Annotated in this window: 21 protein-coding genes; 18 read left to right on the top strand and 3 right to left on the bottom strand. The window is 48.1% G+C overall.

The window, feature by feature from the left end; genetic code table 11:
- Window positions 1-6: 6 nt before the first annotated feature.
- Window positions 7-2,457: a bifunctional aspartate kinase/homoserine dehydrogenase II gene (metL, locus tag EFO84_RS00910; RefSeq protein WP_127346181.1), complete on the top strand. Its 2,451-nt coding sequence runs from the start codon at window positions 7-9 to the stop codon at window positions 2,455-2,457.
- Window positions 2,458-2,468: 11 nt separating this feature from the next.
- Here metL and EFO84_RS00905 read toward each other — a convergent pair whose 3' ends face one another.
- Window positions 2,469-4,928 (bottom strand): penicillin-binding protein 1A, encoded by a 2,460-nt coding sequence (locus EFO84_RS00905; protein WP_240642614.1) that lies wholly within the window; start codon window positions 4,926-4,928, stop codon window positions 2,469-2,471.
- Window positions 4,929-5,112: 184 nt separating this feature from the next.
- Here EFO84_RS00905 and pilM point away from each other — a divergent pair, with 184 nt between their 5' ends.
- From pilM to csrA, 17 genes are all read left to right on the top strand, one after another.
- Window positions 5,113-6,183, top strand: coding sequence for a type IV pilus assembly protein PilM (gene pilM, locus EFO84_RS00900; RefSeq protein ID WP_164742347.1), 1,071 nt, complete (start codon window positions 5,113-5,115; stop codon window positions 6,181-6,183).
- The gene (locus tag EFO84_RS00895) at window positions 6,171-6,743 is read left to right on the top strand and encodes a PilN domain-containing protein (RefSeq protein ID WP_127346179.1); all 573 of its coding nucleotides are present in this window, start codon (window positions 6,171-6,173) and stop codon (window positions 6,741-6,743) included. Before pilM ends, EFO84_RS00895 begins: the two co-directional genes overlap by 13 nt.
- Window positions 6,740-7,330 (top strand): type IV pilus inner membrane component PilO, encoded by a 591-nt coding sequence (locus EFO84_RS00890; protein WP_127346178.1) that lies wholly within the window; start codon window positions 6,740-6,742, stop codon window positions 7,328-7,330. Before EFO84_RS00895 ends, EFO84_RS00890 begins: the two co-directional genes overlap by 4 nt.
- A gap of 11 nt (window positions 7,331-7,341) precedes the next feature.
- Window positions 7,342-7,869, top strand: coding sequence for a pilus assembly protein PilP (locus tag EFO84_RS00885; protein WP_164742346.1), 528 nt, complete (start codon window positions 7,342-7,344; stop codon window positions 7,867-7,869).
- Window positions 7,870-7,871: 2 nt separating this feature from the next.
- Window positions 7,872-9,932, top strand: coding sequence for a type IV pilus secretin PilQ (locus EFO84_RS00880; RefSeq protein ID WP_240642613.1), 2,061 nt, complete (start codon window positions 7,872-7,874; stop codon window positions 9,930-9,932).
- A gap of 125 nt (window positions 9,933-10,057) precedes the next feature.
- Window positions 10,058-10,576: a shikimate kinase AroK gene (gene aroK / locus EFO84_RS00875; RefSeq protein WP_127346176.1), complete on the top strand. Its 519-nt coding sequence runs from the start codon at window positions 10,058-10,060 to the stop codon at window positions 10,574-10,576.
- Window positions 10,577-10,591: 15 nt separating this feature from the next.
- Window positions 10,592-11,689, top strand: coding sequence for a 3-dehydroquinate synthase (aroB, locus tag EFO84_RS00870; protein ID WP_127346175.1), 1,098 nt, complete (start codon window positions 10,592-10,594; stop codon window positions 11,687-11,689).
- Window positions 11,682-12,554, top strand: a complete 873-nt coding sequence (locus EFO84_RS00865; RefSeq protein WP_127346174.1) for a Dam family site-specific DNA-(adenine-N6)-methyltransferase — start codon at window positions 11,682-11,684, stop codon at window positions 12,552-12,554. Before aroB ends, EFO84_RS00865 begins: the two co-directional genes overlap by 8 nt.
- Window positions 12,551-12,997: a GNAT family N-acetyltransferase gene (locus EFO84_RS00860; protein WP_127346173.1), complete on the top strand. Its 447-nt coding sequence runs from the start codon at window positions 12,551-12,553 to the stop codon at window positions 12,995-12,997. Before EFO84_RS00865 ends, EFO84_RS00860 begins: the two co-directional genes overlap by 4 nt.
- Window positions 12,994-13,656 carry a class I SAM-dependent methyltransferase gene (locus tag EFO84_RS00855; protein WP_127346172.1) on the top strand — a complete coding sequence of 221 codons (663 nt, stop codon included), beginning with the start codon at window positions 12,994-12,996 and terminating at the stop codon, window positions 13,654-13,656. Before EFO84_RS00860 ends, EFO84_RS00855 begins: the two co-directional genes overlap by 4 nt.
- A complete protein-coding gene (locus EFO84_RS00850; protein ID WP_205701917.1) occupies window positions 13,649-14,131 on the top strand; it encodes a peroxiredoxin in 483 nt (160 codons plus the stop codon). The genes EFO84_RS00855 and EFO84_RS00850 overlap by 8 nt, the downstream gene beginning before the upstream one ends.
- Window positions 14,131-15,312 (top strand): BaiN/RdsA family NAD(P)/FAD-dependent oxidoreductase, encoded by a 1,182-nt coding sequence (locus EFO84_RS00845; RefSeq protein WP_127346171.1) that lies wholly within the window; start codon window positions 14,131-14,133, stop codon window positions 15,310-15,312. Before EFO84_RS00850 ends, EFO84_RS00845 begins: the two co-directional genes overlap by 1 nt.
- A gap of 135 nt (window positions 15,313-15,447) precedes the next feature.
- Complete coding sequence (locus EFO84_RS00840; protein ID WP_127346170.1) at window positions 15,448-16,272, top strand: TnsA endonuclease N-terminal domain-containing protein; 825 nt, start codon at window positions 15,448-15,450, stop codon at window positions 16,270-16,272.
- Window positions 16,259-18,367 (top strand): transposase, encoded by a 2,109-nt coding sequence (locus tag EFO84_RS00835; protein WP_127346169.1) that lies wholly within the window; start codon window positions 16,259-16,261, stop codon window positions 18,365-18,367. The genes EFO84_RS00840 and EFO84_RS00835 overlap by 14 nt, the downstream gene beginning before the upstream one ends.
- 11 nt (window positions 18,368-18,378) lie before the next feature.
- Window positions 18,379-19,809 carry an ATP-binding protein gene (locus EFO84_RS00830; protein ID WP_127346168.1) on the top strand — a complete coding sequence of 477 codons (1,431 nt, stop codon included), beginning with the start codon at window positions 18,379-18,381 and terminating at the stop codon, window positions 19,807-19,809.
- Between the two features lie 44 nt (window positions 19,810-19,853).
- Window positions 19,854-21,437 carry a TnsD family Tn7-like transposition protein gene (locus tag EFO84_RS00825; protein ID WP_127346167.1) on the top strand — a complete coding sequence of 528 codons (1,584 nt, stop codon included), beginning with the start codon at window positions 19,854-19,856 and terminating at the stop codon, window positions 21,435-21,437.
- Between the two features lie 215 nt (window positions 21,438-21,652).
- Window positions 21,653-21,832: a carbon storage regulator CsrA gene (gene csrA, locus EFO84_RS00820; RefSeq protein WP_127346166.1), complete on the top strand. Its 180-nt coding sequence runs from the start codon at window positions 21,653-21,655 to the stop codon at window positions 21,830-21,832.
- A 188-nt stretch (window positions 21,833-22,020) separates the two neighbouring features.
- Here the strand turns inward: csrA and EFO84_RS00815 are convergent.
- Both EFO84_RS00815 and EFO84_RS00810 read right to left on the bottom strand, forming a co-directional pair.
- A protein-coding gene (locus EFO84_RS00815) for an IS3 family transposase (protein ID WP_431355310.1) occupies window positions 22,021-23,096 on the bottom strand; the annotation gives its coding sequence in 2 pieces (ribosomal slippage) (window positions 22,021-22,847 and window positions 22,847-23,096; 1,077 coding nt in all).
- Window positions 23,097-23,260: 164 nt separating this feature from the next.
- Window positions 23,261-24,448: an IS4 family transposase gene (locus EFO84_RS00810; protein ID WP_127346155.1), complete on the bottom strand. Its 1,188-nt coding sequence runs from the start codon at window positions 24,446-24,448 to the stop codon at window positions 23,261-23,263.
- Window positions 24,449-24,555: the final 107 nt, after the last annotated feature.

The following is a 24,555-nucleotide window of genomic DNA, read 5'->3' as shown; positions in this document are numbered from 1 at the left end:
CGCATCATGACCGTTGAGGTGACCGTAACCCCAGAGCAAATCGCTACGGTAGCAGATACCGTGCAAGTCCATAAGTTTGGTGGCAGCAGCCTTGCTGATGCCTATTGTTACCGTCGCGTGGCACGTATTGTCACCGATTACGCCGGTGCCAGCGACCTGGTCGTGGTATCCGCCGCGGGTGACACCACCAACCGCATTTTGGCCATTATTGAGGCCAAACAGAATGACGACCTCGGCATTGCTGAAGTGCTGCTCAAACAACTTGAGAAGTACCAGCAAGGGTTGATTGACGATTTGCTCATTGGTGACTTTCATCAGCAGGTGATGGCGCTGTCCAAACAGGACTTTGTGCGTTGGTACGGCTGGCTACGTGGTGAGGAACAGATTGACCACCAACCGGAGTTACTGTCTTACGGCGAGCTGTGGTCGGCGCGGTTATTAGCGCATTTGCTGCAACAGCAAGGCACCACCGCTGATTATATTGATGCCCGCAGCTTCTTGATTGCCGATGATGCCCCCGAGCCGCAAATTCATGTGGCTGAATCGCGCGTGGGCTTGCTAAACCGCATCGGTGCCCATGCCGGCACGCGCTTTATTGTGACCGGTTTTATTTGCCGCGACCCGAGTGGCCGCTCGTTGATTTTAGGTCGCAACGGCAGTGACTACTCGGCCACCTTGGTCGGCAGCCTCATAGACTCCAAACAAGTGACCATCTGGAAAGATGTTGCTGGGGTGTACTCCGCCGATCCGCGCAAAGTAGAGCGCGTGGTCAGTTTACCCCTGCTCGATTGGCAAGAAGCCGAAGAGCTGGCGCGCCTTGGCAGCCCGGTGCTGCATCCGCGTACCTTCCAGCCAGTTGACCGCGAGCGCATGGTGATTGCGGTGCGCTCTAGCTTAAAAGTGGAAAACCAACAAACCCGTATTGGCCAATACCTCGATACCGCTGCTAAAGGCAAAGTGCTGACCGCGCTATCAGAGGTGGTGCTATTCCGCGCTGACTTGCGTAACCCTGCACTGATTGACCAATTTGAAGAACTCGACCTCACCCCACTGGTGAGCTGGAATGACTTAGCGCAGCAACACGCCTACTATGCCTATCACCAAAACCATCGCGACTTCATGAGTAAGTGGGTGGCGCAGCTTGCTGATGCCGCACAGGTGGAGCTCATCACGGGCTTTTCGATGATGGCCTTGGTGGGTAATCGTATTCAAGAAACCGAGCAGTATGCGGTGTTTAAACGTGAGCTAAGCGAACAGAATCTGCGTCAACTCAGCTTTAGCCCAGACAACACTGCGGTGATTGCGATTCTTGAGCAGAAACTCGATAACCGCCTACTCAACCGCGTCCACAGCCAATTGTTCAACGATCGCCGTAGCCTAGGCGTGTTGGTAATTGGTCGCGGTAACATTGGCAGTGCTTGGCTGGCCCTCTACAAACGCTTGCGTGAACGGATCAACGAGCAAATGGATGTGCGTATCATCGCCATCATGAATTCCAAACGCTGCTGGCTAGATTACGACGGCGTCGAACTCAGTGACTGGGAAGCTAGTTTTGAGCAGTTGGCGACTCCGTACGAGCTCGGTCAACTGATTAGCGACATGCCTAATGCGCCTTATGATGAGCTGGTGGCGCTTGACCTCACCGATGCCGATGCGGTGGCGCAGCAGTACCCCAGCATGTTCGCCAACGGCCTACATATTATCAGTGCCAACAAGCGCGGTGGCTCGGCCAATAAACGCATGTACGATGAAATTCGTACCATTCAGCACGAATACGAGCGCGAGTGGTATTACAACACCACCGTTGGCGCCGGCTTACCGCTGAATTACGCGCTCAACGACTTGCGCAACTCGGGCGATACCATCCGTAGTATTTCCGGTATTTTCTCCGGCACCATGTCGTGGTTGTTTGAGAATTTCCACGCTGAGGTGAAATTCAGCGACTTAGTCCGCGAAGCTAAACTACAAGGCTTAAGCGAGCCAGACCCGCGTGAAGACTTATCCTGCCGCGACATTATTCGTAAATTGCTGATTCTTGCGCGCGAAATTGGCCTGAAACTAGATTGGCACGATATCGATGTAGACAGCTTACTGCCTGAACAACTGGCTGACATTCCCATGGATGAATTTATGCAACGGCTGCCAGAGCTCGATGCGGAACTCGATGCGCTGTATCACGACGCGCAGCAAACCGGCAAAGTGCCACGTTTGCTGGCTAGCTTTGCGGTACGCGACGATGATAGCGTGCAAGCGCGGGTCGGTATTGAGTACATCCCTGAAGGCGATATGTTAGCCAACCTGATTCCCGGCGAAAATATCTTTGTGATTTACACCGACTGGTATCACGAAATGCCATTAGTGATCAGTGGCCCAGGGGCTGGCAAGGAAGTCACTGCCGGCGGCGTGCAATCTGATCTCAATCAGTTACTCAGCCGCCTCAGCAAAGTGACCAGCTAGATCATCACTAACTAGAAAATGCTATCGTCGTCATCGAACGGATCCGGTGACGACGTTTCTTCAGTGTACTGCGTAGGTGCGGTACCCGGTAAAAAGTACTCAAAGCGGCTGGTGTGATCACTCTGCCGGCTCAGCAATCCAGTTTTTAAATCAATTCGCGCCGATACTAAGCCCGGTGGAATTTGAAACGGCTCTGCCGGCACATCTTGGGTGGCCAACTCCATAAACTTAATCCACATCGGTAAGGCCGTTTTAGCACCACCTTCGGCGCCTGATACTTCCTGCTCGCCTTCACTCAAATTGGTATTGATTGAGGTGCTACCCAGTGCCCGCTCGAGGTTATCAAAACCAACCCACGCCGAGGTCACTAAGCCGCTTACAAAGCCAGAAAACCAGGTGTCCTTGATGTCGTTGGTGGTACCGGTTTTACCGACGATATTGCGGTTCGATTGTCGCACTAAATCCGCCGAGCGCTGAATCCGCCAGGCGGTACCGTTCCATCCCGTACGATGGGCCCAACTACCGCCGCCCCACACCGCTGAATGCATCATTTGCGTGACCAAAAAGGCATTTTGCTCGCTGATGACCTGTGGTGCTTGGGTTACTTCACGATCACCGAGTTCGCACTCCACACAGGCAACCGCGGGGCGCGCTTGATATATGTCTTGGTCAAAACTGTCGGTGATGCGCTCAATAAAATACGGCGTCACTAAATAGCCACCGTTAGCAAACACCGCATAACCACGCGCCATTTCTAGCGGGGTCAGCGAGCCTGAACCTAACGACAACGACTCGTTACGCGGCAAATCATTGATATTGAAACCGAACCGCGTCAAATAATTCACTGCGGTATCAATACCAATGGCACGCAGTAAGCGCACAGATACTACGTTCTTCGACTTCGCCAAGGCTTCGCGTACGGTGATAGGGCCTTCGTAAACGTCCGGTGAATTGCGCGGGCGCCAAGCAATGCCACTACCGGGGTTCCATTGGTTAATCGGCGCATCATTGACTAAGGTGGCCAAGGTAAAGCCATTCTCTAATGCCGCCGAGTACATAAACGGTTTGATGTTCGAACCAGCCTGCCGCTTAGCTTGAGTGGCGCGGTTGTATTGGCTGAGAGTAAAGCTGTAGCCACCAACCGCCGCGGCGATTCCGCCATCGTGCGGCCGCAGTGCAATAATAGCGCCACTAGGCTCTGGTACCTGCGCTAGCCGCCATTGCTCGCCAACCACGCGCACCCGCACTTGCTGGCCAACGGCTAAAATTTCAGTCGCCGTAGCGGGTGGTGGACCTTGCCGCTCAGCATGCATGTAGGCGCGCGCCCAGCTTAACCCAGCCCACTCTAGCAACTGTTCGCGACCATCACCCAGTAACACCGTCGCTTGTTGCTCACCCACCGCGACCACCACAGCCGGCAGGGTCAACCCAATCGTAGGGAGCTCACGCAAGCGTTGCACCAACCCAGCACGCTCAGGGGCAGCGCTATCGGGTTGCCACCACACGGCTTCGGCGCCACGGTAGCCATGGCGCTCATCATACGCATGTAAATTGTCTTGAATGGCTGCTTGCGCTGCCCGCTGTTGCTTGGCATTAGCGGTGGTATAGACCTTGAGGCCACTGGTGTAGGCAATTTCTTCACCGTAAATACTCACGACTTCGGCACGCGCCATTTCGGCCAAGTATGGAGCGTTCATGGTCACTTCTGGGCCATGGAAGCGAGTTTCAATCGGTTCCGCCAGCGCCTGACGATACTGCTCAATGGTGATCTTCTTTTCAGTCAGCATGCGACCAAGAACGACCGCACGACGTTCACGCGCGCGCTCTGGATTAGAAATAGGGTTCAGCGTGGACGGTGCTTTCGGCAGACCAGCAATCATCGCCATTTGTGCTAGGGTCAGGTCTTTGACATCGCGGCCATAGTACACTTGCGCAGCTGCGCCAACCCCATGAGCACGATGACCAAAGGTGATTTTATTGAGGTAGAGCTCGAGAATTTCGTCTTTGGTGAGTTCGCTTTCCATCCGCAGGGCAATAAAGGCTTCTTTGATTTTGCGCGACCAAGTCTGCTCAAAACTCAAATAAAAATTACGCGCTGCCTGTTGGGTAATGGTGGAACCACCGCCTTGAATATCCCCGGTTAGGATCAGCTGCACGAAGGCACGACCAACACCAATGGGGTCAATGCCAAAGTGCTGATAAAAGCGTTGGTCTTCGGTAGCAAGAAATGCGTCTATTAAAGGTTGCGGAATATCGTCTAATTTAAGCGGAATTCGGCGTACTTCACCAAATTGTGCAATGAGCTCGCCATCTGCCGAATAAACTTGCATAGGTGTTTGTAAACGCACATCTTTCAGCTCTTCAACCGAGGGCAACTCCGATTCGAAGTAGAAATATAGCGCAGTAGTCGTCAGTAATCCCGCAGCAATTAAGCCGAGAAAGCCGTAAAATGACCACTTTAAGTATTTCACCACAGACACCTTTGGCGGTTGCTATCAGTCGCCGCTTATTATAGAAAGTTAACTTTAAGAATCATATTACTTAATTATGCATTGCAAAGGGCTTTGCACTAAGCTTACATTTATGCGTACTATGATCATCGGCATAGAACATAATTAATAATACATGCCATTATACTCCAGATGGGAGAGATTTATGGGGTTGTTTGGTTTCGGCAAAAAGCCAGGGCTTGGTATCGATATTTCCAGTGATGCCATTCGCGCTATTGAATTACTTCCGACCGCGGACAGTTATACTGTTGCCCGTGTGGCGTCTGTGACGCTGCCGAAAAAGCTCATCGTTGATGACGAAATTACTGATTTAGAAGGCCTCACCAAAGCGCTTACCCAGCTTCGTAAGCAAAGTGGAACAGCTGTCAAACAAGTCGTTGCCGCAGTTTCAGGTAGCCAAGCTATTTCAAAACAAGTGCTGATGGCGTCTGATCTCGATGATGAAGCTATCTCAGAAAAAATTGAAACCGAAGCCGAAGCATTGATTCCATTCCCAATTGCCGAAGTGCGTTATGACTTTGAAAGCTTAGGTGAACACGCCACTATGGCCGGCCAGCAACGGGTTTTGGTGACAGCTACCCGCACCATTAGTGTCGATACGCGTGTGCAAGCACTCGAGGATGCTGGCTTTAAAACGCAAGTGATGGATGTTGATAACCAAGCTATTTTGCGTGCTTGTGACCACTTACTGCCGCAGTTAGCACCAGAAATCGTGGCCAGCCCGCACCCTATTTTAGTGCTCGATATTGGCTACGCCGCCGTACAAATTATTGTTATACAGCAGGGTGAAGTGATTTTTACTCGCTATCAAAGTGGTGGCTTGAATAATCTGCTCGGTGCTATTGATGACGATGGCGCCATTGAGCATGCCCAGTTAATGGCCAAATTACGGGCCAACGAAACCGACGATATGTCAGCGCTAGTGTTGCAAGATTTTCTCGCCAGCATGGCCGCACAAGTGACCCGCGGTATTCAAACCTTCCAAGGTAACTCGGCTGAAAAAGAGTTTGCCGGCGTTGTGGTCATCAATGCTGGCGCCACCTTACCGCTGATGCTTGATTCAATTCGCAAGCAGGTGGAGGTGCCAGTGCTGGCTCTCAACCCATTTGAGCAATTTGCGCTCCCCGATAAGCTGGTTCATTTTCACTACCAAGGCCCATTGTTCGTTGAAGCCTTCGGTTTAGCATTACGGAGTTTTGTCCCATGGCACATGTAAACCTGCTGCCGTGGCGTGAAACGGCAAAACAACGCGCCAAACAACAATTTGGTATCCATGCCGGTATTGCCATTGGTGTGGCAGCACTGATTTTAGCGGCGGCGTATTTCGTGATTAGTGATTTGAAACAACAGCAGCGTAATCGTAATACCTTTATGCAAAGCCAAATTTCTCTGCTCGATAGTCAGATCGCTGAAATTGCTGAGATTAATAAGCAAAAAGATCAGATCATTAATCGTATGAAGCTGATTCAGCAATTACATCAAGACCGCAACACCGCTATTACCATTTTTAACGAGTTAGCGGCGCGCACACCAGACGGTATTTTTCTAACCAGCGCCAGCAAAAAAGGCAATGTGTTGACGCTACAAGGCCGCAGCGTATCGAATAATCAAGTAGCGGAATTTTTACGCATGCTGAAAGATTCACCAATTTTTGACAGGCCGGATATTCGCCAAGTCGTCAGTGATAAGACACCGGCGCCGGGTGGTGAGCAAATTAGCGCCTTCACGGTGATTGTTACCATCACTGCAACTGCCGCAGAGGTGAAGCCGAAATGAGTAAGATGAATCTGAACGAACTGGACATCAACGAATTACCGTTTTGGCCGGCGCCATTTCGAATCGCCGTGCTGGTTATTATTGCTGGCCTAGTACTGGGTCTCGGTCACTATTTGCTGATTGCTGACGAGGTAAAAGCCTACAACAAAGAGCAAGCGCGCGAGACCACGCTGCGTAACGATTACCGCACCAAATACCAAACTGCAGTGAATTTGCCGGAGTATCGTAAACAACTGGAGCAACTGAACGGTGATTTAGAAACCTTGCTGGCGATGTTACCGAATGACGATGAAACGCCAAAATTAATCGAAGATATTACTGCCGTAGGCATGCAAAGCGGGCTTAAATTTGATCGCATCGAGTGGATAGCGCCGCAATCGCGTGAATTTTATACCGCCCTGCCAATGCGCATAGAACTCGCTGGGAGTTATCATCAAATCGGTAGTTTTGTGGGTAAAATTGCTGGTTTACATCGTATTATCAGCGTCAAAGATTTCACCTTACAAATGGCCGAAGATGACGGTAGCTTGAGCCTCTCGATCAATGCTGAAACCTATCGGCAACAAACCTTGAGGGCGACCAAATGAAACGCCTCTCAATGACTCTTGTTGCGATCACCTGTAGCACCGCTTTAAGTGCCTGTGCACCAGCTACTAACAGCGATCTAGAACAGTATATGGCCGAGGTACAACGCACCACCGTAGCCGGCATTCCGCCGTTACCGGAACTGCCTGAGCTAGAGCGGGTGCAGTATATTGGTGAGCAAAAACGTAATCCATTTGAACCCAAAGCCCTGCGTGTTGCGGTCCGTAACAGCGATACGCGCACGTGTCCGCAGCCTGACCTAGAACGGGTACGCGCAGGGTTAGAGAACTTTGCCTTAGACCAGCTAACCTTTACTGGCACTCTGCGCAGCGGAAATAGTGGTTACACAGCCCTAGTCATGAGTAATGACGGGCGTTTACATCGGGTTAACCGCGGTGATTACATTGGCCCCAACTATGGCCGCGTAAGTGCCGTAAACCCACAACAAATTGACATCCGTGAATGGGTCCCAACCGGTGACGGTTGTTGGCAACAGCGTGATGCCGAATTGCGCATCAGTATTTCGCAAAGGAGTTTTTAGTCATGACGCAGCTACTTCGCTCGCTCTTCTTATTGGTTCTGCTGCCAATGTCCGCATTGGCCAATGAACTGGTCCGCGTCGAACAGGTTCCCTTAGCGAATGACCGCTTCAATCTCGAAGCGCATTTCAAAGGCCGCGTTGACGCCCCTATCGTGCGCCGCACCACCGACCCGAACGTGCATGAATTCCTATTGTTAGGTACCAGCAGTAACACCGGCACTGGCCAATTAGCGATCGGCGACCACCCGCTGTTAAACAAAGTTGAGGTGGAACAGCAACGCGACGATTTATTACTTCGCGTAACCACCAAACAGCCTCTCGAGCATTTACTCAGTCGTTCAAAAGATGTGATGGTGTTAGTGTTTGTTGCCTCTGACAAAATTCCAGATGCTCGGCAAGCACCGCTGCGCCAACCGCAACAGGTTGAGCAGCCGGTAAAACAACCTCAGCCACCGCAGCAGCAGGCACAAATCACCACCCAGGGCCAAGCTCAGAGCTCCGCTGCTACATTGACCAACGTTGATTTTACCCGTCTACCTGATGACGTAGGTTTATTACGTATCGCGCTCAACAACGCCGATGCTGAGCATGAAGCACGTGCCTCTGGCCGTCGCTTAGAATTGACCCTGTTCGATACGGATTTGCCTGAAGAATTGCTCTACGTGCTGGATGTTAGCCAATTTGCTACCCCTGTGGCGCACATTGAAACCTTCCGTGAAGGCCGCAATACACGGTTGGTTATCACCGGTAAAACCGAATTCCGTCATCAGCTTGAACAGCTTGATAATGAGCTCAACCTAAAACTATTTGCGGTCACCCGTAATAGCCAAACCGAGCATATTGCAGGCGCGCAAAAACCGATTTCACTGAATTTCCAGGATGTACCAGTGCGTCAGTTATTGCAGATTTTGGCGGAAGAAAATCAGCTCAACTTAGTCGCCAGTGAATCAGTCAGCGGCAACATCACACTGCGCCTTGAAAACGTGCCGTGGGAACGTGCATTACAGACCATTTTACGGGTGAAAGGTTTGGATAAGCGCATCGACGACAACATCTTGATGGTGGCACCAGCGGCCGAATTGGCGCAGCGTGAACAGCAAGAACTTGAAGCCAGCCAGCGTATGACTGAGCTTGCACCGCTAGAGTCATCGTATGTTCAGATCAACTACGCCAAGGCTGCTGAGATTGCCTCAATTCTGCGCACCGAAAGCTCTGACCTGTTATCTGCGCGAGGTGCGGTAACGGTCGATGAGCGTACCAACACCTTATTGGTGCGTGACACTGCTGAACAAATTGACAACGTTAAAGCCATGGTGGCGGTGCTTGATGTGCCCGTGCGCCAAGTGGTGATTGAAGCGCGTATGGTCACCGTCCGCGACAATATTAGTGACGACCTAGGTATCATGTGGGGCATATCCAATACCGATGGCAGCTCGCCGGCGGTATTTGGCTCAGGTAGCACGGTAGATAGCGGCTTTAACGTGAACCTGCCGGTTTCTGCACCCGCTGCAACCTTTGGCATGCAGGTTGCCAAGTTAGCCGATGGTCGCCTGTTAGACCTCGAGTTATCTGCGTTAGAGCGCGAAGGTAAAGGCGAAATCATTGCTAGCCCACGCATCACTACGGCCAACCAAAAAGAAGCCTACATTGAACAAGGTACTGAAATTCCTTATGTAGAAAGCTCCAGCTCAGGAGCCACCTCAGTGCAGTTTAAAAAGGCCGTATTAGGGCTGCGGGTGACCCCGCAAATTACCCCTGATAACCGCGTCATCATGGACTTAGTCATCACCCAAAATACCCGTGGTGAAACGGTTACCACGCCAACTGGCCCAGCGGTGTCTATCGATACCCAAGAAATTGGTACCCAAGTGTTGGTAGAAAGCGGTGAAACCATTGTGCTTGGCGGTATTTACCAACAGCAAATTCTCAATGACATTACCAAGGTGCCGTTGCTCGGTGATATTCCATACGTTGGCGTGTTGTTCCGAAATGAAAGCCGTATTCACGAAAAGCGTGAACTGCTGATTTTCGTAACGCCGCGAATTGTCACGAATACGCCGTAATCCTTGCGTAAATAGCTGCGACTTGCGATAATCGCCCATCTTTTTTCGTTGGGTTAAGGAAGGTCACCAGACACTCCAGATTCCGTGGTTCGCAGCTATTTAATTGAGTGAAGTAAAGCAACACTATGGCTGAAAAACGTAATATCTTTCTGATCGGCCCTATGGGCGCCGGTAAAAGCACCATCGGTCGGCAACTCGCCCGCCAACTCCACCTTGAATTCTTTGATTCTGATGCCGAAATTGAACGCCGTACTGGCGCCGATATTGCGTGGGTATTTGAACTGGAAGGTGAACAAGGCTTTCGCCAACGCGAAGAAAAAGTCATTGAAGAACTCACTGAAAACACAGGTATTGTATTAGCAACCGGTGGCGGATCGATCCTCAGTAAAGAGAGTCGTAATCGGTTATCGGCCCGTGGTATCGTGGTGTACCTGCAAACCACCATTGATAAGCAATTGGCCCGTACCCAGCGTGACAAACGTCGGCCGCTAATTGCCGAAGCGGACAATCCACGTGAAGTATTAGAAGAATTAGCCGATTCACGTAATGCCCTGTATGAAGAAATTGCTGACATCGTGGTTCGTACCGATGAACAAAGCACAAAAGTTGTAATCGACGAGATTATCGAAAAAGTCGGCTTATAAACCGCGGAGGCGCTCATGCATAATTCCACGCAACAGATTCATCAGGTTGTAACCGTGGGTTTGGATGAGCGCAGTTATCCGATTATTATTGGCAGCCATGTACTGGCTCAGCTACCACAGCATTTCCCGGCCCTGCCCAAACAACTACTAATTATCTCCAACCCAACTGTTGCCGAGCTCTACCTGCCTGCGGTGAAACAAGCCTTGGCTGGCCATGAACTGGTGGTGCATCTGATTGGCGATGGTGAGCAGTATAAAAGCCTGCAGCACTACGGCGAAGTCATGGATACCCTGATGGCTTGGGGTTTGAACCGCGATTGCGCCATTATTGCCCTCGGCGGCGGTGTAGTGGGTGATTTGGCCGGTTTTGTGGCCGCCACCTACCAACGTGGCGTAGCCTTCTATCAAATCCCCACTACCTTGTTGGCACAAGTCGACTCATCGGTGGGTGGCAAAACCGCGGTCAATCATCCCGACGGTAAAAACATGATTGGCGCGTTTTATCAGCCGCTTGGGGTGCTCATTGACACCCAGTGCCTCAGCACCTTGAGCGACCGCGATTACGCCTGTGGGCTGGCCGAAATTATTAAGTACGGCATCATTTACGATGCGGAGTTCTTTGCTTGGTTAGAACGTCACGCTAACGATTTAATGGCCCGCGACACCACCGCATTAAGTTACGCCATCGCCCGCAGTTGCGACATTAAAGCCGCCATTGTTGGCGCCGATGAAACCGAACAAGGTGTACGCGCGCTACTCAACCTCGGGCACACCTTTGGCCATGCCATAGAAGCTCACGATTATGAGCATTGGCGTCACGGTGAGGCGGTTGCGGTAGGCATGGTGATGGCCACCCAATATATGCTGCAACAGCAGCAATTTAATGCTGCCGATGCCGCGCGTATTGTTGCCCTGATTGGCCGTTGCGGCTTACCAACCCAAGCACCGATCATGCCCGAGCACGACTGGCGCAGCTACATGCTGCGCGACAAAAAGGTCAAAGGCGGTCAGCTGCGGCTAGTCCTGCCCACCGCCATTGGTGCGGCAGAACTGCGGATGGTGAAAGATTGGTCAGGTGTCTATCAAGCGATCGTGGCGACCACGCATGACTAAGCAACGCGCTTTTCTCAAATGGGCGGGTGGCAAATTCGGCTTGGTCGAACCGATCAATCGCTTGCTACCAGACGGCGCCCGCCTGATTGAGCCTTTTGTGGGTGCTGGTTCAGTGTTTCTCAACAGCAATTATGAACGCTATCTGCTGAATGACGTGAACCCCGACCTGATTGATTTATTCAACATTGTCAAACGGCGCCCACAACGCTTTATTACCGACGCCGCGGCGCTGTTTTCTCCGCTCAACAATAACGCCAGCGCCTATTACGCCCTGCGCAGTGAATTCAACGCCTGTAGCGACCCCTACCGGCGCGCATTATTGTTCTTATACCTTAACCGACATGGCTACAATGGCTTGTGCCGCTACAATCGTAGCGGTCAATTCAACGTACCGTTTGGGCAATATTTGCGGCCCTACTTTCCGCAAGCCGAAATTGAAGTTTTCGCGGAAAAAGCACAACGCGCTACCTTCACCTGCTTGAGCTTTGAGAAGGTGTTTCGCCGCGCTCGCAAAGGCGACGTGATTTATTGCGACCCACCCTATGCGCCACTCAGCACCACCGCTAATTTCACCAGTTACGCCAGCACCGGTTTCAGCCTTGAACATCAGCACGAACTCGCGCGACGCGCTGCCCATACCGCGCACAAACGCGGAATTCCGGTACTTATTAGCAACCATGATACTGACCTAACGCGCTTACTTTACGCCGATGCCGACCTGCATAGTCTGCAAGTGTCGCGTTTTATCAGCCAGAACGGCGCCAGCCGCGGCAAAGTGGCCGAGTTGTTGGCGCTTTATACGAGCCCCGCTGCCGCCAGCAATGTCGTGGCTCTCACCCCTTTGCAACGGAAGATAGCACCATGAACTGGTATGCCAAACCCTTTCATGAGCTCACTACACGTGAGCTCTACGACCTGCTGCAATTGCGCCAAGAAGTATTTGTGGTCGAGCAAACCTGCCCTTATTTAGACGCTGATGGCAAAGACTTCTACGCCTGGCATCTGTTTGCCTACAACGGTGCTAAGCAAATGGTCGCTTGCGCGCGGGTATTTTTACCAGAGCTGCTCAGCCGTGAAGTGCGCATTGGCCGAGTGGTGAGTTCACCTCGGGTACGCGGGCAAGGCATTGGCCGCGAGCTGATGCACCAGGCGCTGGCATTTTGCGCACATCATGCGCCGCAAATCACTGTGGTATTAAGTGCGCAAACCTACTTGCGCGAATTTTACGCCAGCTTTGGTTTTATCGAAGTAGGTGAAGAATACCTCGAAGACGATATTCCCCATATTGATATGGAACGCCCAGCATGAACTTTGCCCTTGAGCACAGCGCTGAAGGGTTAGCATTACGGTGGCTAGAACAGCCTAAAATGCTACCACTACGAATTGATTTTTGTAGCGGCAAAAGCGCTTATCGTGCCGCTCAAGCCACCCGTAAAGATGAAGCAATTGCCCGCGCTTGCGGCTTGGGTAAGATTGCCAATGTGCATATTTTGGATGGCACCGCAGGTCTAGGCCGCGATGCCCTGGTGCTCGCGCAACTGGGTGCCAAAGTGGGGCTGAATGAGCGTCATCCAATGGTGGTTGCACTGTTGCAAGATGCCTTAGTACGGTTACAACAGGCTGATCCAAAACTAGCCGAGCGGCTGTATTTTGCTGGAACCGATTGCTTCAATCGCAGCGATTTAGCCGGCAGCTATGATGTGGTTTATCTCGATCCCATGTATCCTAAGGGTGACCGTAAAGCTAAAGCCGCGGTAAAAAAAGACATGCAGATGTTTCAACAGCTCATTGGCGCCGACCATGATGCCGATGATTTGTTAACACCGGCTTTAACCATTGCACGCAAACGGGTTGTGGTAAAACGCCCGCAGCATGCCGATTTCTTAAACCAACGTAAGCCTGATTTGCAGGTGGTTGGTAGCAAACATCGTTTTGATATTTATCTCACAGGAGTACAGCATGATTAAGGTAAACGACCGTATCGCCGCAGGAAATCTCACCGCATTAGGTGAATTGGGCTTACAAAACCTCAACCCAGCCGAGCTATTCGCTAACGGCAAACACATTTTGTTCGCCGTACCTGGTGCGTTCACGCCAACCTGTTCAGAGAAGCATTTACCGGGCTTTGTCGCCCATGCTGCTGACTTCAAAGCCGCTGGCATTGATAGCATCAGCTGTGCTGCCACCAATGATGCCTTCGTGATGAAAGCCTGGGGCCAAGCGCTCAACGTCAACGATAGCGTACGTTTATTGTCAGATGGTGACTGCAGCTATCATCAAACTCTTGGCCTGACCAAAGAAACCGGTAGCTTCGGCGGATTGCGCGCCGAGCGTTATGCCATGGTGATCGACAATGGCGTGGTTACCCACCTGTTTGTTGAAGACGAGAAGAGCTTTGGCGTATCAAGCGCTGAACACGTATTGGCTGCGCTTAAAGGCTAGTGCGTCAATTTGATGTAGTGGTTATCGGCGCTGGTGCAGCAGGTCTGCACTGCGCCGCAATTGCCGCAGCCCGTGGTCGCTCGGTGTTGGTGCTTGATCACGCCAAACAAGCCGGCAAGAAAATCCTCATTTCCGGCGGCGGACGCTGTAACTTTACCAATATCTACGCCAGCCCAGAAAACTACCTATCGGCCAACCCACACTTTTGCAAATCGGCGCTCAAACGCTATACCCAGTGGGATTTTATTGCGCTGGTGGCAAAACACGGTATCGGTTACCACGAAAAGACCTTAGGCCAACTATTTTGTGATGATAGCGCCAAAGACATTGTGGCGATGCTACTGCGCGAATGTGCTGATCATGGCGCTGAAGTGCAACTGCGTACCAGCATCAACACCGTGCAACATGATGCTCAAGGTTATTTGCTCGGCACCAGCCATGACAGTATTCGCGCGCAATCGGTGGTGGTGGCCTGCGGTGGTTTATCCATGCCAGCGCTGGGCGCTACTCCATTTGGCTATCAATTAGCCGAACAGTTTGGTCACCGTATTTTGCCGGTGCGCGCCGGCTTGGTGCCCTTTACCTTGCACGATGCCGATAAACAACGCTTTGCCGAACTTTCTGGTCTCGCCGTGGATGTGCTGGCCAGCAACGAACGCACCAGCTTCAAAGAGGCCATGCTATTCACCCACCGCGGTTTAAGTGGTCCAGCCATGTTGCAGATTTCTTCGTATTGGTGGCCAGGTGAAAGTTTGATCATTGATTTGCACCCGCAAGCTGACTTACTTGAGGCGCTGCAAACCTTGCGCCGCGAACGCCCTAAAATGAGCCTACGCACCGCCCTGCAGCAATGGTTCCCGAAGCGCCTAGCGCTGACCTTAGCCGAGCAGTTTCAATGGCCCGATAAAAACCTCGCAGACTGCAACAACGCGCTGCTACAAGCGGTAGCAGGCACACTGCATCACTGGGCCATCAAACCCAATGGCACTGAAGGCTATCGTACCGCCGAAGTCACCTTAGGTGGCGTTGATACTGATCAAGTCAGCTCCAAAACCATGGAAAGTAAGCTGCAGCCTGGTTTGTTCTTCATCGGTGAAGTGCTCGACGTTACCGGCTGGCTCGGCGGCTACAACTTCCAGTGGGCCTGGAGCAGCGCCTACGCCTGTGGCGAGAGTGTGTGATTCTGTGCATTGACAATAAAGTCCGCACGAAGACTCTAAAGATTGCACGATAGCACCAATATTCCCCGAAAAGTTTGCACTAAAGGGAAGGTATTACTAATCTACAACGTATGAAGCAATCATTGAGGAACGTTCATGGCAGGCAGAAAGCTTGAGACTTTCGAAGACTTCAGTCGAGCATTGAAGAACAAATATGGAGTTGGTGAGGGCGAGCTCTACAAGCCGTGGTATCGTGTTCAGGATGTAATGTCTAGAGGTGTACGCTCCCAGATAGCAGGTCTAAAAACCAATAGAATTCACCATACACTTTCCTCTATCGAGACCGAGTTTTTTTACTTAGTTGAGTATTCAGACTCTGTAATTGACATCAGAGAGCAGTTCCCTCTACTGCCTATCAACTTGTCGATAAAAATTGCAAAGTCATTGGGCATCGAACATCCGGCTCATCCTAAAACGAAAACCCCAATTATTGTTACGACAGACTTTCTCATTACGAGAATGATTGAAGGGAAAATAATTTACGAGGCTGTTTCGGTTAAACCCGAAAAAAAGTCAGACGAGATTAGAGTTTTAGAGAAGATTGAGCTAGAGCGCGTTTGGTGGGACTTGCTTGGTGTAAAATTTTCTTATTTTGTTGGTAATGAGCTAACTTTGGTTCAGAGTAACAACATCAACTGGGCTACTCACCCCCTGCGGTCAGACAGAGAACTTTTTTCAGAACATGATTTCAACTTCGCTCTATCGTTTCTAAATAAAGGAAAATATGCGATTAGTGATATTTGCGACCTATTTGTCAGCAATATGAATATGCGACATGAAAATGCCTTCAATATGTTGAGATGCCTAATAGGAACAAAGAGAATCACCGTCGACCTATCGTATTCGTTAGAACAAGCTGATTTCATAGACGTTTTAAATATAGACCATGCACAAGAGGGCTTGATGAGTGGAACTTATTAGAAATAGTGTATGGAGCCTTAGCAAGATCGATGGAGTCGAACCGAGTCAGTATCGCCTGCTGCAGGTTTTTGATGACATTTCGTGCTTGATTCTGTTCGATTTGAATAATCCAAAAGCGCTAATTCGGCCGATAGTAATAGATATCGAAAGGTTTAAGCAAGGTATAAAAGAAGGATCGATTGTGGCAGGCCATTACACGCTCCCGCCACATCTGAGCTGTAGCGAAGAAGAAATAGATAAAACCCATTTACGAATAAGAAATGAAAATTTCAGTCTCTTAATTGACCTCATTACTAAGCCCATGTTTCTATTTGATTATGCAACAAGGAAAAGGCTGCCAGACCTTGCGGAGCACGCAAAAAAGAAGAACAAATCTCGTACTACCTTAGCAAGATTACTAAATACCTACTGGCGTTACGGCCAAGAAAAAAATGCTCTGTTACCTGCATATCAATATAGTGGCGGAGCAGGACAGCAACGTAGAAGCCCATCCAAAGCTCTTGGTGCTCCTAAGACCTCTCGGACATTGGCCATTAAACGGGCCAAAACTTTTATCCTTACCGATTTAGATAAGGAGAATATTCGCAAAGCTCTTAAGAAACATCACTTAAAGCCTCATGGCAAGAATTTAGTCGAAACTAGAAAGGAACTACTAAGAACCTACTATGCTGAAGAAATAAAAAAGGCAGAAGCTCTCGGCGACGCTCCTTATGTGCCAAGCTATAAACAAGTCGCTTCTTGGAAAAACAAACTTTTTTCTGCCGATGAAATTTCTCGAAAGTCCACTACTGAAAGAGATTACTATCTGAATAAAAAAGGTTTATTGGGAAGTGCTCGAGAAAAATGGCCCGTGCCTGGAAGTTGTTTTGAAATTGACGCCACGGTCGCTGACGTTCACATAGTGTCTAGCTTTGGAAAGCAATATGTATTAGGTCGACCGACAATATATTCCGTTGTTGATCGCGCTAGCGGCATGGTGGTAGGGCTGAACGTATCACTCTATCATGCATCATGGCGAGCAGCTCGGCAGGCGCTAGCAAATACATTTTTGCCAAAATCATCATATTGTAAAGAGTTTGGTATCGATATTTTGGACTCAGACTGGCCTTCTGCTCATGTTCCCTTAAGACTAATGTGCGATAATGGTGAAATGATTGGCTTACAACCTCAAAAGTTAGTCGTTCCATTAACTGAATTACAATTATCGCCGCCATACTGCCCAGTTTTTAAAGCCATGGTCGAACGTCGGTTTGGGTTATTAAATAATGAAGTTATTCATAAACTACAAGGTACAACTAGAGGTGGAATAGTAATACGTGGTGATAAGGACCCTAGAAAAGACGCGATTTTTACTTTGAAGGAGTTCACCGCCTTGTTAATAGATGCCACGTTAGAATTAAACCGCAGTATGTACACTGCCTTAGCTACCACAAGCCCTTTATTGATTAAGAAGGACCTTTCGCCCACTCCTTTAAATTTCTGGAAAGCACACGTACTAGAGCATAAACATGCACTTAAACTTGCAGATTGCGACCAAATTATTAGTCAATTGTATCCGCCTGCTAAAGTTCGAATGACTCGTGACGGAGTTGAATATAACAACATGTTTTACTCTTGTGATCATGTCATAAAAGAAAATTTGGCATCGAGAGCGCGAATATATGGTCAATGGCAGTTAGATGCTCGGATTAATGAGAATACTACTAACTACATTTACGTTAAATTTGATAAAAAAAGTGGCTTTATCAAATGCAACCTGCTTGGCAAGAGCAGCATGCTAAAAGATAACCCCATGCACGAATCAGAATTCATTCTGGATTGGCTTGATAGAAGCAAAGAGACAAAGCCCATCAGTAGCGAGTCTATCGACAGTAAAGTAGCAAGAGCGAATATTGACAAAAAAGCAAGAACTAGAGCTGAAAATGACGATTTAACTCCAAATGAAAAAATAAAGGATACTAGAACACATCGCAAAGCGGAGATAAGTGAAATCGCCAACCAAATACAGGAAAACTCTACTTCAACAAAGGATATACCCGTCAATAACGCTACCACACTCAATCGAGTTGTTTATTTGCCTCGTAGGCGATCGTAAGGTGGTGAAAGATGCGTAGAGAAAAAGCCGAATACAATAAAGCTATCTTACCAGAACACCAAGGTAATCCGCTTATTGAAGCTTTAAAGCCCAAAGCTACTCAAATAGAGGTGATGGAGTCTTTTAGTAACTATCCTCAGCTCGATAAAGAGATACGGAAGCATCCTAACCCGTTGGTAAGAGAAGAGTATACAGCCCGCTTAAAAAGCTTACGACAGCCACTACCGCTTTATTATGAGTGTTTCAGAGCGATCGAAATGGCTATAAAGGCTGGATATTCTGTTAAAAATCCATTAAGTCCCACAACAGCTCAGTATTTACATTACCCAGTTGACGAGCGACCGAACGTAGCCCCAAAAACGGGGTACTTTGTACCAAAAGGTGACGGTATCACCCTCATTGGCGAAAGCGGTGTTGGGAAGTCAAGTATGCTGGAACAGGTACTAAATTATTTTCCGAATGTGATCGAACATGATGAATATGAAGGTCAGAGTATGGAGCAAAAGCTTCAAATAGTCTGGTTAAAAGTAGACTGCCCAAACAATTCCAGTGTTAGAGATCTGTGTGAGGAAATTCTATTAGCTCTTGATTTAGCCGTCGGTAGCAGACGAACTTCCCCGGAGAAAACCATTGGTAAACTCACTCGACAAATAGAGCAAAGGATAAAGACTAACTTTTTGGGTATTTTAGTCATAGATGAAATGCAACGCTTAGTCTTTAGACGGACTGGTGGAGAAAATAACCTACTGAATTTTTTGCACAGTCTCGTCAATAAGCTAGGAGTGCCTTTATTCTTTTGCGCCAATCCCCCATTTGATGAAACATTAGCGCGAACTCTAAAGGCTGCCCGGCGCGCGGAAAGTGGTGGGTATTTTGTGATGGAGCCGTTAGCTCGCAATAGCGATGGGTGGAACAGCTTTATTCATGAGCTCTGGGAACTACATTGGACTAACGTTTCAACTGAACTGACTGACCATCTAAACGATAAAATATTCGAGCTTTCGGTTGGAAATATTGATATGGCACACCGAATTTATCGCAATGCCCAGAGGTTGGTTATTGGAACTGGGGACGAAAGAATAACAACCGCCGTTCTGGAGCACGCCTATGTCGCTGCTTGTGGGCTATCATCACAAACAGAGGACGTGAAGAAGTTACGTCAAGAAAACCCTCTCCCGAGGAGGAGAAATACACCAACATCTAGCCCCCCGACTACAAACGGAGACGTTGTAAGCGATGCTAAAGTGATCGTAGGTGATATCACTCGCCCTCAACACTCGGAGTTCGCTCGCCAACTTCGAGAGTTACAATACGCAATCGACATACCCGCTCGCATATCTGACCCAGATCTAATGCGACGAGCAATTGATGCCAATGACTCCCTTCAGTATTTAAGGGAAAATCAAATTCTGTGCGATTCACCATTAAAGCACTTTAAGTAAGATGGACTAAAGTATAAAAACGAATATTGGCTAGCGAGGTGCAAATGCAACTTCCAAATTCGCTTCCAGACGAAACACTTTTCAGTCGTTTTATTCGACATATGTCCTTGCTTGGTTTGAGTGAAACCGAATACCTTCAACGCCTATTAAAGGAACCTAGAGCCAGCATACACCCCTACTTAACCATAGGCATCAAACAGGCTTCGCAAATATCTGGGGATTCGGTTTCTAAAATTTATAATGAACAAACACTAGCTAGATTCTTCGCATATTTCTTACCACAACATTCCCAGGCTATCTATGATTCCCTCCTTGCAAACGATAGTAGTAAAGCATTAAGAGCAAGTCAGTTAGTCACTTTCAAAGAATCTGAAGTTTTATCCTTAAAGTTTTGTCCTACTTGTTGCACGCAAGATATAATAAATTTTGGAGTGGCCTACTGGCACTTAATCCATCAAGTCCCTGGAGTCGAAGCCTGCCCCATTCATGAGGTCTGGCTGATTCATGAAGATTTGCCTAAGAGGCCACATTTGAAACCACTATTTCTGCCTTCGTATTCAAAGGAAGCCGTTAACTGTACTCAGCTAAGTTATCAATTTGCGAAGTTTACAAAGAAGTTTCTAACGGCGATAGCGGCAAAAGAGGAGTTTTTTAGCAATACAACGCTCTTATTGCTCTTAAAAAAACAGGGCTATCTTCGGGATACCGGTCGCTTTAAAAGAAAAGAGTTAACTTCAGATTTCTTTAGATTTACAAAAGCTCTGGAGCGCACACCAACGAAACTTTTGCCTAGCTCTAATACTGATTATCGATACTTATCCTACTTACTTTCAGGCAATGTTGGTCAACATCCGTTCAAATATCTGCTAATTTTGTTTTGGTTAAATAACAATCGATTCGTTTTGTCTGAAGCTCAGCCCAAGGCAATTAATAACAACCACAGTTCGCCAGACAAAAAGAGCCTAGATGTTTGCCTAAGTATGCTTAAGGCTGGTAATACGTTGGCTAAAATAAGTTCTATCACCGGTAAAAGTAGATGCTACTTAAAGTCGCTTGCGATAAGAAATAACATAACAGCTCGGCTCAAACCGAATATTATAAATGAGAGAATGAGAACATCTGTATTAGTAATGGCTTATAAAGGCTTCCACCGAAAAGCGATAGCTAAACAATTTGGAATTTCGACAGGGAGCGTAGAGCAAATAATCTCGACCGAGTGTGGTTTGGTAAAAAGGCGCAAGCGTTATAAGTACGAGTCGAATAGACGAAGGCACAAACATTCAATACGTAGGGAGTTAGAAAAAAATCCATCAGCCATTAGACAAGACATAAAGAGTCTTTGTTATGCTGCATTCTATTGGCTCTACAGACATGAGCGAGATTGGTTGAATTCCACACTACCGAAAGCGACCAAGCCTCAGTCACATCCAAAAGTTAATTGGCATAGGCGAGATATTGAGCTTAAAGAAAGATTAAAGCCTATCCTGACAATTTCTGAAACGCCGATTTCTCTCACAAAGCTAGACAAAGTTGTCGGAAATCATGGGTGGCTAACACGTTATAGACACAAACTTCCTATGACAATGAATCTAATCAGACAATTCAACACACGAATTTCTCAGCTCTGATCTACTCAAACGAGTAGTGGACTTTACCAAGGGAGGTTTTATTAAACCTCTAAATACCACTGGCAGAGCCTAGTGATTCTGCATTGCAGATTCTAGGACACAGCATGTCATGATATGTCGTAAATGATTGTACGCTTTCATGCACAATCGCACTCTGGCTGTATTCAAGATGAAATTAAGCGATACAATGTAGTTAACTAAAGGGAATCAAAAATATGCTAATTTTAACAAGACGAATCGGTGAGACTTTAAAAATCGGGAATGAAGTAGATGTTAGGGTTCTTGAAGTGAAAGGTAATCAAGTTGGGATTGGTATTAAAGCACCGACAGATGTTAACGTTCATCGTGAAGAAGTTTATCTTAGCATTAAAGAAGAAAAGCAGATCGCAACGTAAATACTTCGATGTTCGAAATTCCGAAAGCGAGTATAACCGAACAAAGTAATCGACATTGACTAATCAGAGCAAACGTAAAAAATCGCCAACATTCGGCTACTAGCCTGACCTTTTCCCTTTAGATATAGAGTGTTTATAGCGATGTTGTGTAAATACCCCATTTCTAACACAGTCATCTCGTAGAGTATTTATGCCGCATTTCGGTACTCAAATGGCGTCATGTCATTGAGTGAATCGTGCGGTCGTTCGTTGTTGTATAGCTCAATCCAATCTTCGGTTATTTGCTTCACTTCGTTCAGGTTGTTGAAGATGTAGCAATCGAGTACATCATCACGATAAGTTCGGTTAAATCGTTCAATGTAGGCGTTTTGATATGGGCAACCAGGTTTAATGTAATCAATCATAATGTCATGTGCTTTTGCCCAATTTACAAACACTTCCGAGGTGAATTCGCTGCCATTATCAACCCGAATTTTCTCAGGGTAACCATGCCACTCAGCAAGTTGGTCAAGATAGCGTATGACGCGCAACGACGGCATGCTGGTCGCAATATCGATACCTAAAACTTCGCGATTAAAGTCATCAATGACATTAAATGTGCGAAACCTGACTTTGTTGTGCAAGCTGTCACTCATAAAGTCCATTGACCAGGACTTACCCAATGCATTCGGTGCAGCCAATGGCTCTGGGTTGCGGTTGGGTAATCGCTTTTTGCCTTTGCGTCGCAGGTTCAGTTTTAGCTCAGTATAAACGCGATAAACACGCTTGTGGTTCCATCGATGGCCTAGCTTTCGAAGGCGTTTAAAGCACTTCGGGAACCCCCACCGATGGTGCTTGTCGATTAAAGCATTCAAGGCATCAATGATTTCGTCATCATCGGTCAATTTTGGCTCGTAATAGTAAGCAGTACGGCTGATGCCGACTACATCACAGCACTTTACAACGCTTGCGTCATACCGCACCTGTAACTCGCGTGCCCAGACTTTCCTTTCTGCCACAGGTGCTAAAGCTTTTTTATGATGTCTTCTTGCATCTGTGACTTGAGGCTTAACTCAGCATACATCTGCTTAAGTCGGCGGTTTTCTTCTTCCAGTTCTTTTAAGCGGCGCACATCAGACGCTTCCATACCACCGTATTTTTCGCGCCATTTGTAAAACGTTGAATTACCGATGCCGTACTTACGGCAAATATCTTTCACCGGCATCCCGGCTTCGGCTTCTTTTAAAATCGCCACAATTTGGCTTTCAGTCATGCGTTTGCTCATCGTAAAACTCCTTTGCTTTAGTTTAAAAGAAATTCTACGAGCGAGCTGTATTATTTTACGGGGTAGTTACACCGCAGGGCGGCTGTCGAATGGATTGTGAGATTGCAAAATAAATGATAATAAAGCGAAATAGCTGAGGGATCCCCACAAATTGCTCCCCCATATTATCCACACTCTATCAGATCGTCCGGTGTCCAGCACCACTGAGCTATCCACTGCAAAATTTGCTTTAGCCCTTGCTGATAATATCGCCTACTTATATTAAGCTTTTGCTCTTTACAGAGCAGTATCCCAAGGGAACAAAGAGCGAGCACTCGTCTATGCTTAACGGTATTAGCCTGATAACGTCGTTGTAAGCCAGCCTTCTCACCCGCACTGCCAAGCAGGTAATGAAACCAGTTAGCCAGGGCTGCCAAGAGCAGTAAGATCTCCAAGCGTGATTTCTTGCGAGTACCATGTAGATCGCTACCTAACCCGTAACGGTAACTTTTTTGATCCCGGAAGCTTTCTTCTATCTGCATTCGGCAGCTATAGCATTTGGCAATTTTCTCGGCATATCCATGACTTTCTGGTAAAGAGGAAACTAATAGCCAAGGCTCTTTGTATTGCCTGTTTTTATCTCTTTTCAATAACTTGTAACCTTTTCCAACCAAAACAGCTTGTGTTTCATAGCTCTGAGATTGGGTGAGTAAGATGTTGCCGACATGCTTGGGCTTGGCTTTGGCCTTACGATAAAATTGGTTAACAGTGATAAACTCTTCCTGCTCTGCCACTTTCAGCTTCACATTCCCTCTGACTCTGGCGACATAATGCCAGCCGAATTCGCGTACTTGTTTTAACCAAGGCACTTTAAATCCGGCGTCTGTCACGATAATTGGCTTGCAGCCTTCTGGTAACATAGCTTTAAGTTGTTCTAAGAATGCCTGATGCAAACGGGGGCTGGTGTACTCTTCTTCAGCAGCGATTTTTTGCAACAACGTTAATGCTCTGCCGTCCGCAGCAATACTCGCTCGTAAAATAAAGTGACGCTTGGCGGTATCCGCATTACTCCAATCGACTAAAATCGTTGGATGGGAATGGGGGGTTACAACAGAAGCAGTCAACGCGGCATAAATCAATGGTAGCTCTCGTTGCAGATTGGCATTATTGAGTAATCTGTCGGCTCGCTTGATGCTGATTTTGTCTGAGGGCCCTGGCATAGCGCGACCAATTGCTGTAACGGTGCAACGAGCGTCTTTAGCAAGAGCAGTAACCGCATCTAACAAGACAGAAAATCTGGCTTTATGCATGGTTTTTGGGGTGACAAATCGGAGGAAATCAGCGAGCATAGTTTTAACATTCATGGCGAGCATCCGCGGTGTGGGATTTTTGGCGAATGATCAGATCGGGAACCGCCATGAATGTTCCCTAATCACCTAAATTTTTATTTTAACTACAAAATTTCTGGGGATACCTCAGG

Origin of the sequence: Pseudidiomarina mangrovi (assembly GCF_003999375.1) — a bacterium.
Taxonomy (GTDB): domain Bacteria; phylum Pseudomonadota; class Gammaproteobacteria; order Enterobacterales; family Alteromonadaceae; genus Pseudidiomarina; species Pseudidiomarina mangrovi.
The sequence above is the reverse complement of the archived record's forward strand: the minus strand, read 5'-3'. Positions and strand labels throughout refer to the sequence as shown.

Coding starts and splice junctions, on each gene's coding strand:
- EFO84_RS00830 (WP_127346168.1), top strand. CDS start 18,379: ATGCGTAGAGAAAAAGCCGAATACAATAAAGCTATCTTACCAGAACAC.
- pilM (WP_164742347.1), top strand. CDS start 5,113: ATGGGGTTGTTTGGTTTCGGCAAAAAGCCAGGGCTTGGTATCGATATT.
- EFO84_RS00895 (WP_127346179.1), top strand. CDS start 6,171: ATGGCACATGTAAACCTGCTGCCGTGGCGTGAAACGGCAAAACAACGC.
- aroB (WP_127346175.1), top strand. CDS start 10,592: ATGCATAATTCCACGCAACAGATTCATCAGGTTGTAACCGTGGGTTTG.
- EFO84_RS00865 (WP_127346174.1), top strand. CDS start 11,682: ATGACTAAGCAACGCGCTTTTCTCAAATGGGCGGGTGGCAAATTCGGC.
- EFO84_RS00860 (WP_127346173.1), top strand. CDS start 12,551: ATGAACTGGTATGCCAAACCCTTTCATGAGCTCACTACACGTGAGCTC.
- csrA (WP_127346166.1), top strand. CDS start 21,653: ATGCTAATTTTAACAAGACGAATCGGTGAGACTTTAAAAATCGGGAAT.
- EFO84_RS00890 (WP_127346178.1), top strand. CDS start 6,740: ATGAGTAAGATGAATCTGAACGAACTGGACATCAACGAATTACCGTTT.
- EFO84_RS00855 (WP_127346172.1), top strand. CDS start 12,994: ATGAACTTTGCCCTTGAGCACAGCGCTGAAGGGTTAGCATTACGGTGG.
- EFO84_RS00885 (WP_164742346.1), top strand. CDS start 7,342: ATGACTCTTGTTGCGATCACCTGTAGCACCGCTTTAAGTGCCTGTGCA.
- metL (WP_127346181.1), top strand. CDS start 7: ATGACCGTTGAGGTGACCGTAACCCCAGAGCAAATCGCTACGGTAGCA.
- EFO84_RS00880 (WP_240642613.1), top strand. CDS start 7,872: ATGACGCAGCTACTTCGCTCGCTCTTCTTATTGGTTCTGCTGCCAATG.
- EFO84_RS00850 (WP_205701917.1), top strand. CDS start 13,649: ATGATTAAGGTAAACGACCGTATCGCCGCAGGAAATCTCACCGCATTA.
- EFO84_RS00825 (WP_127346167.1), top strand. CDS start 19,854: ATGCAACTTCCAAATTCGCTTCCAGACGAAACACTTTTCAGTCGTTTT.
- EFO84_RS00840 (WP_127346170.1), top strand. CDS start 15,448: ATGGCAGGCAGAAAGCTTGAGACTTTCGAAGACTTCAGTCGAGCATTG.
- EFO84_RS00810 (WP_127346155.1), bottom strand. CDS start 24,448: ATGCTCGCCATGAATGTTAAAACTATGCTCGCTGATTTCCTCCGATTT.
- aroK (WP_127346176.1), top strand. CDS start 10,058: ATGGCTGAAAAACGTAATATCTTTCTGATCGGCCCTATGGGCGCCGGT.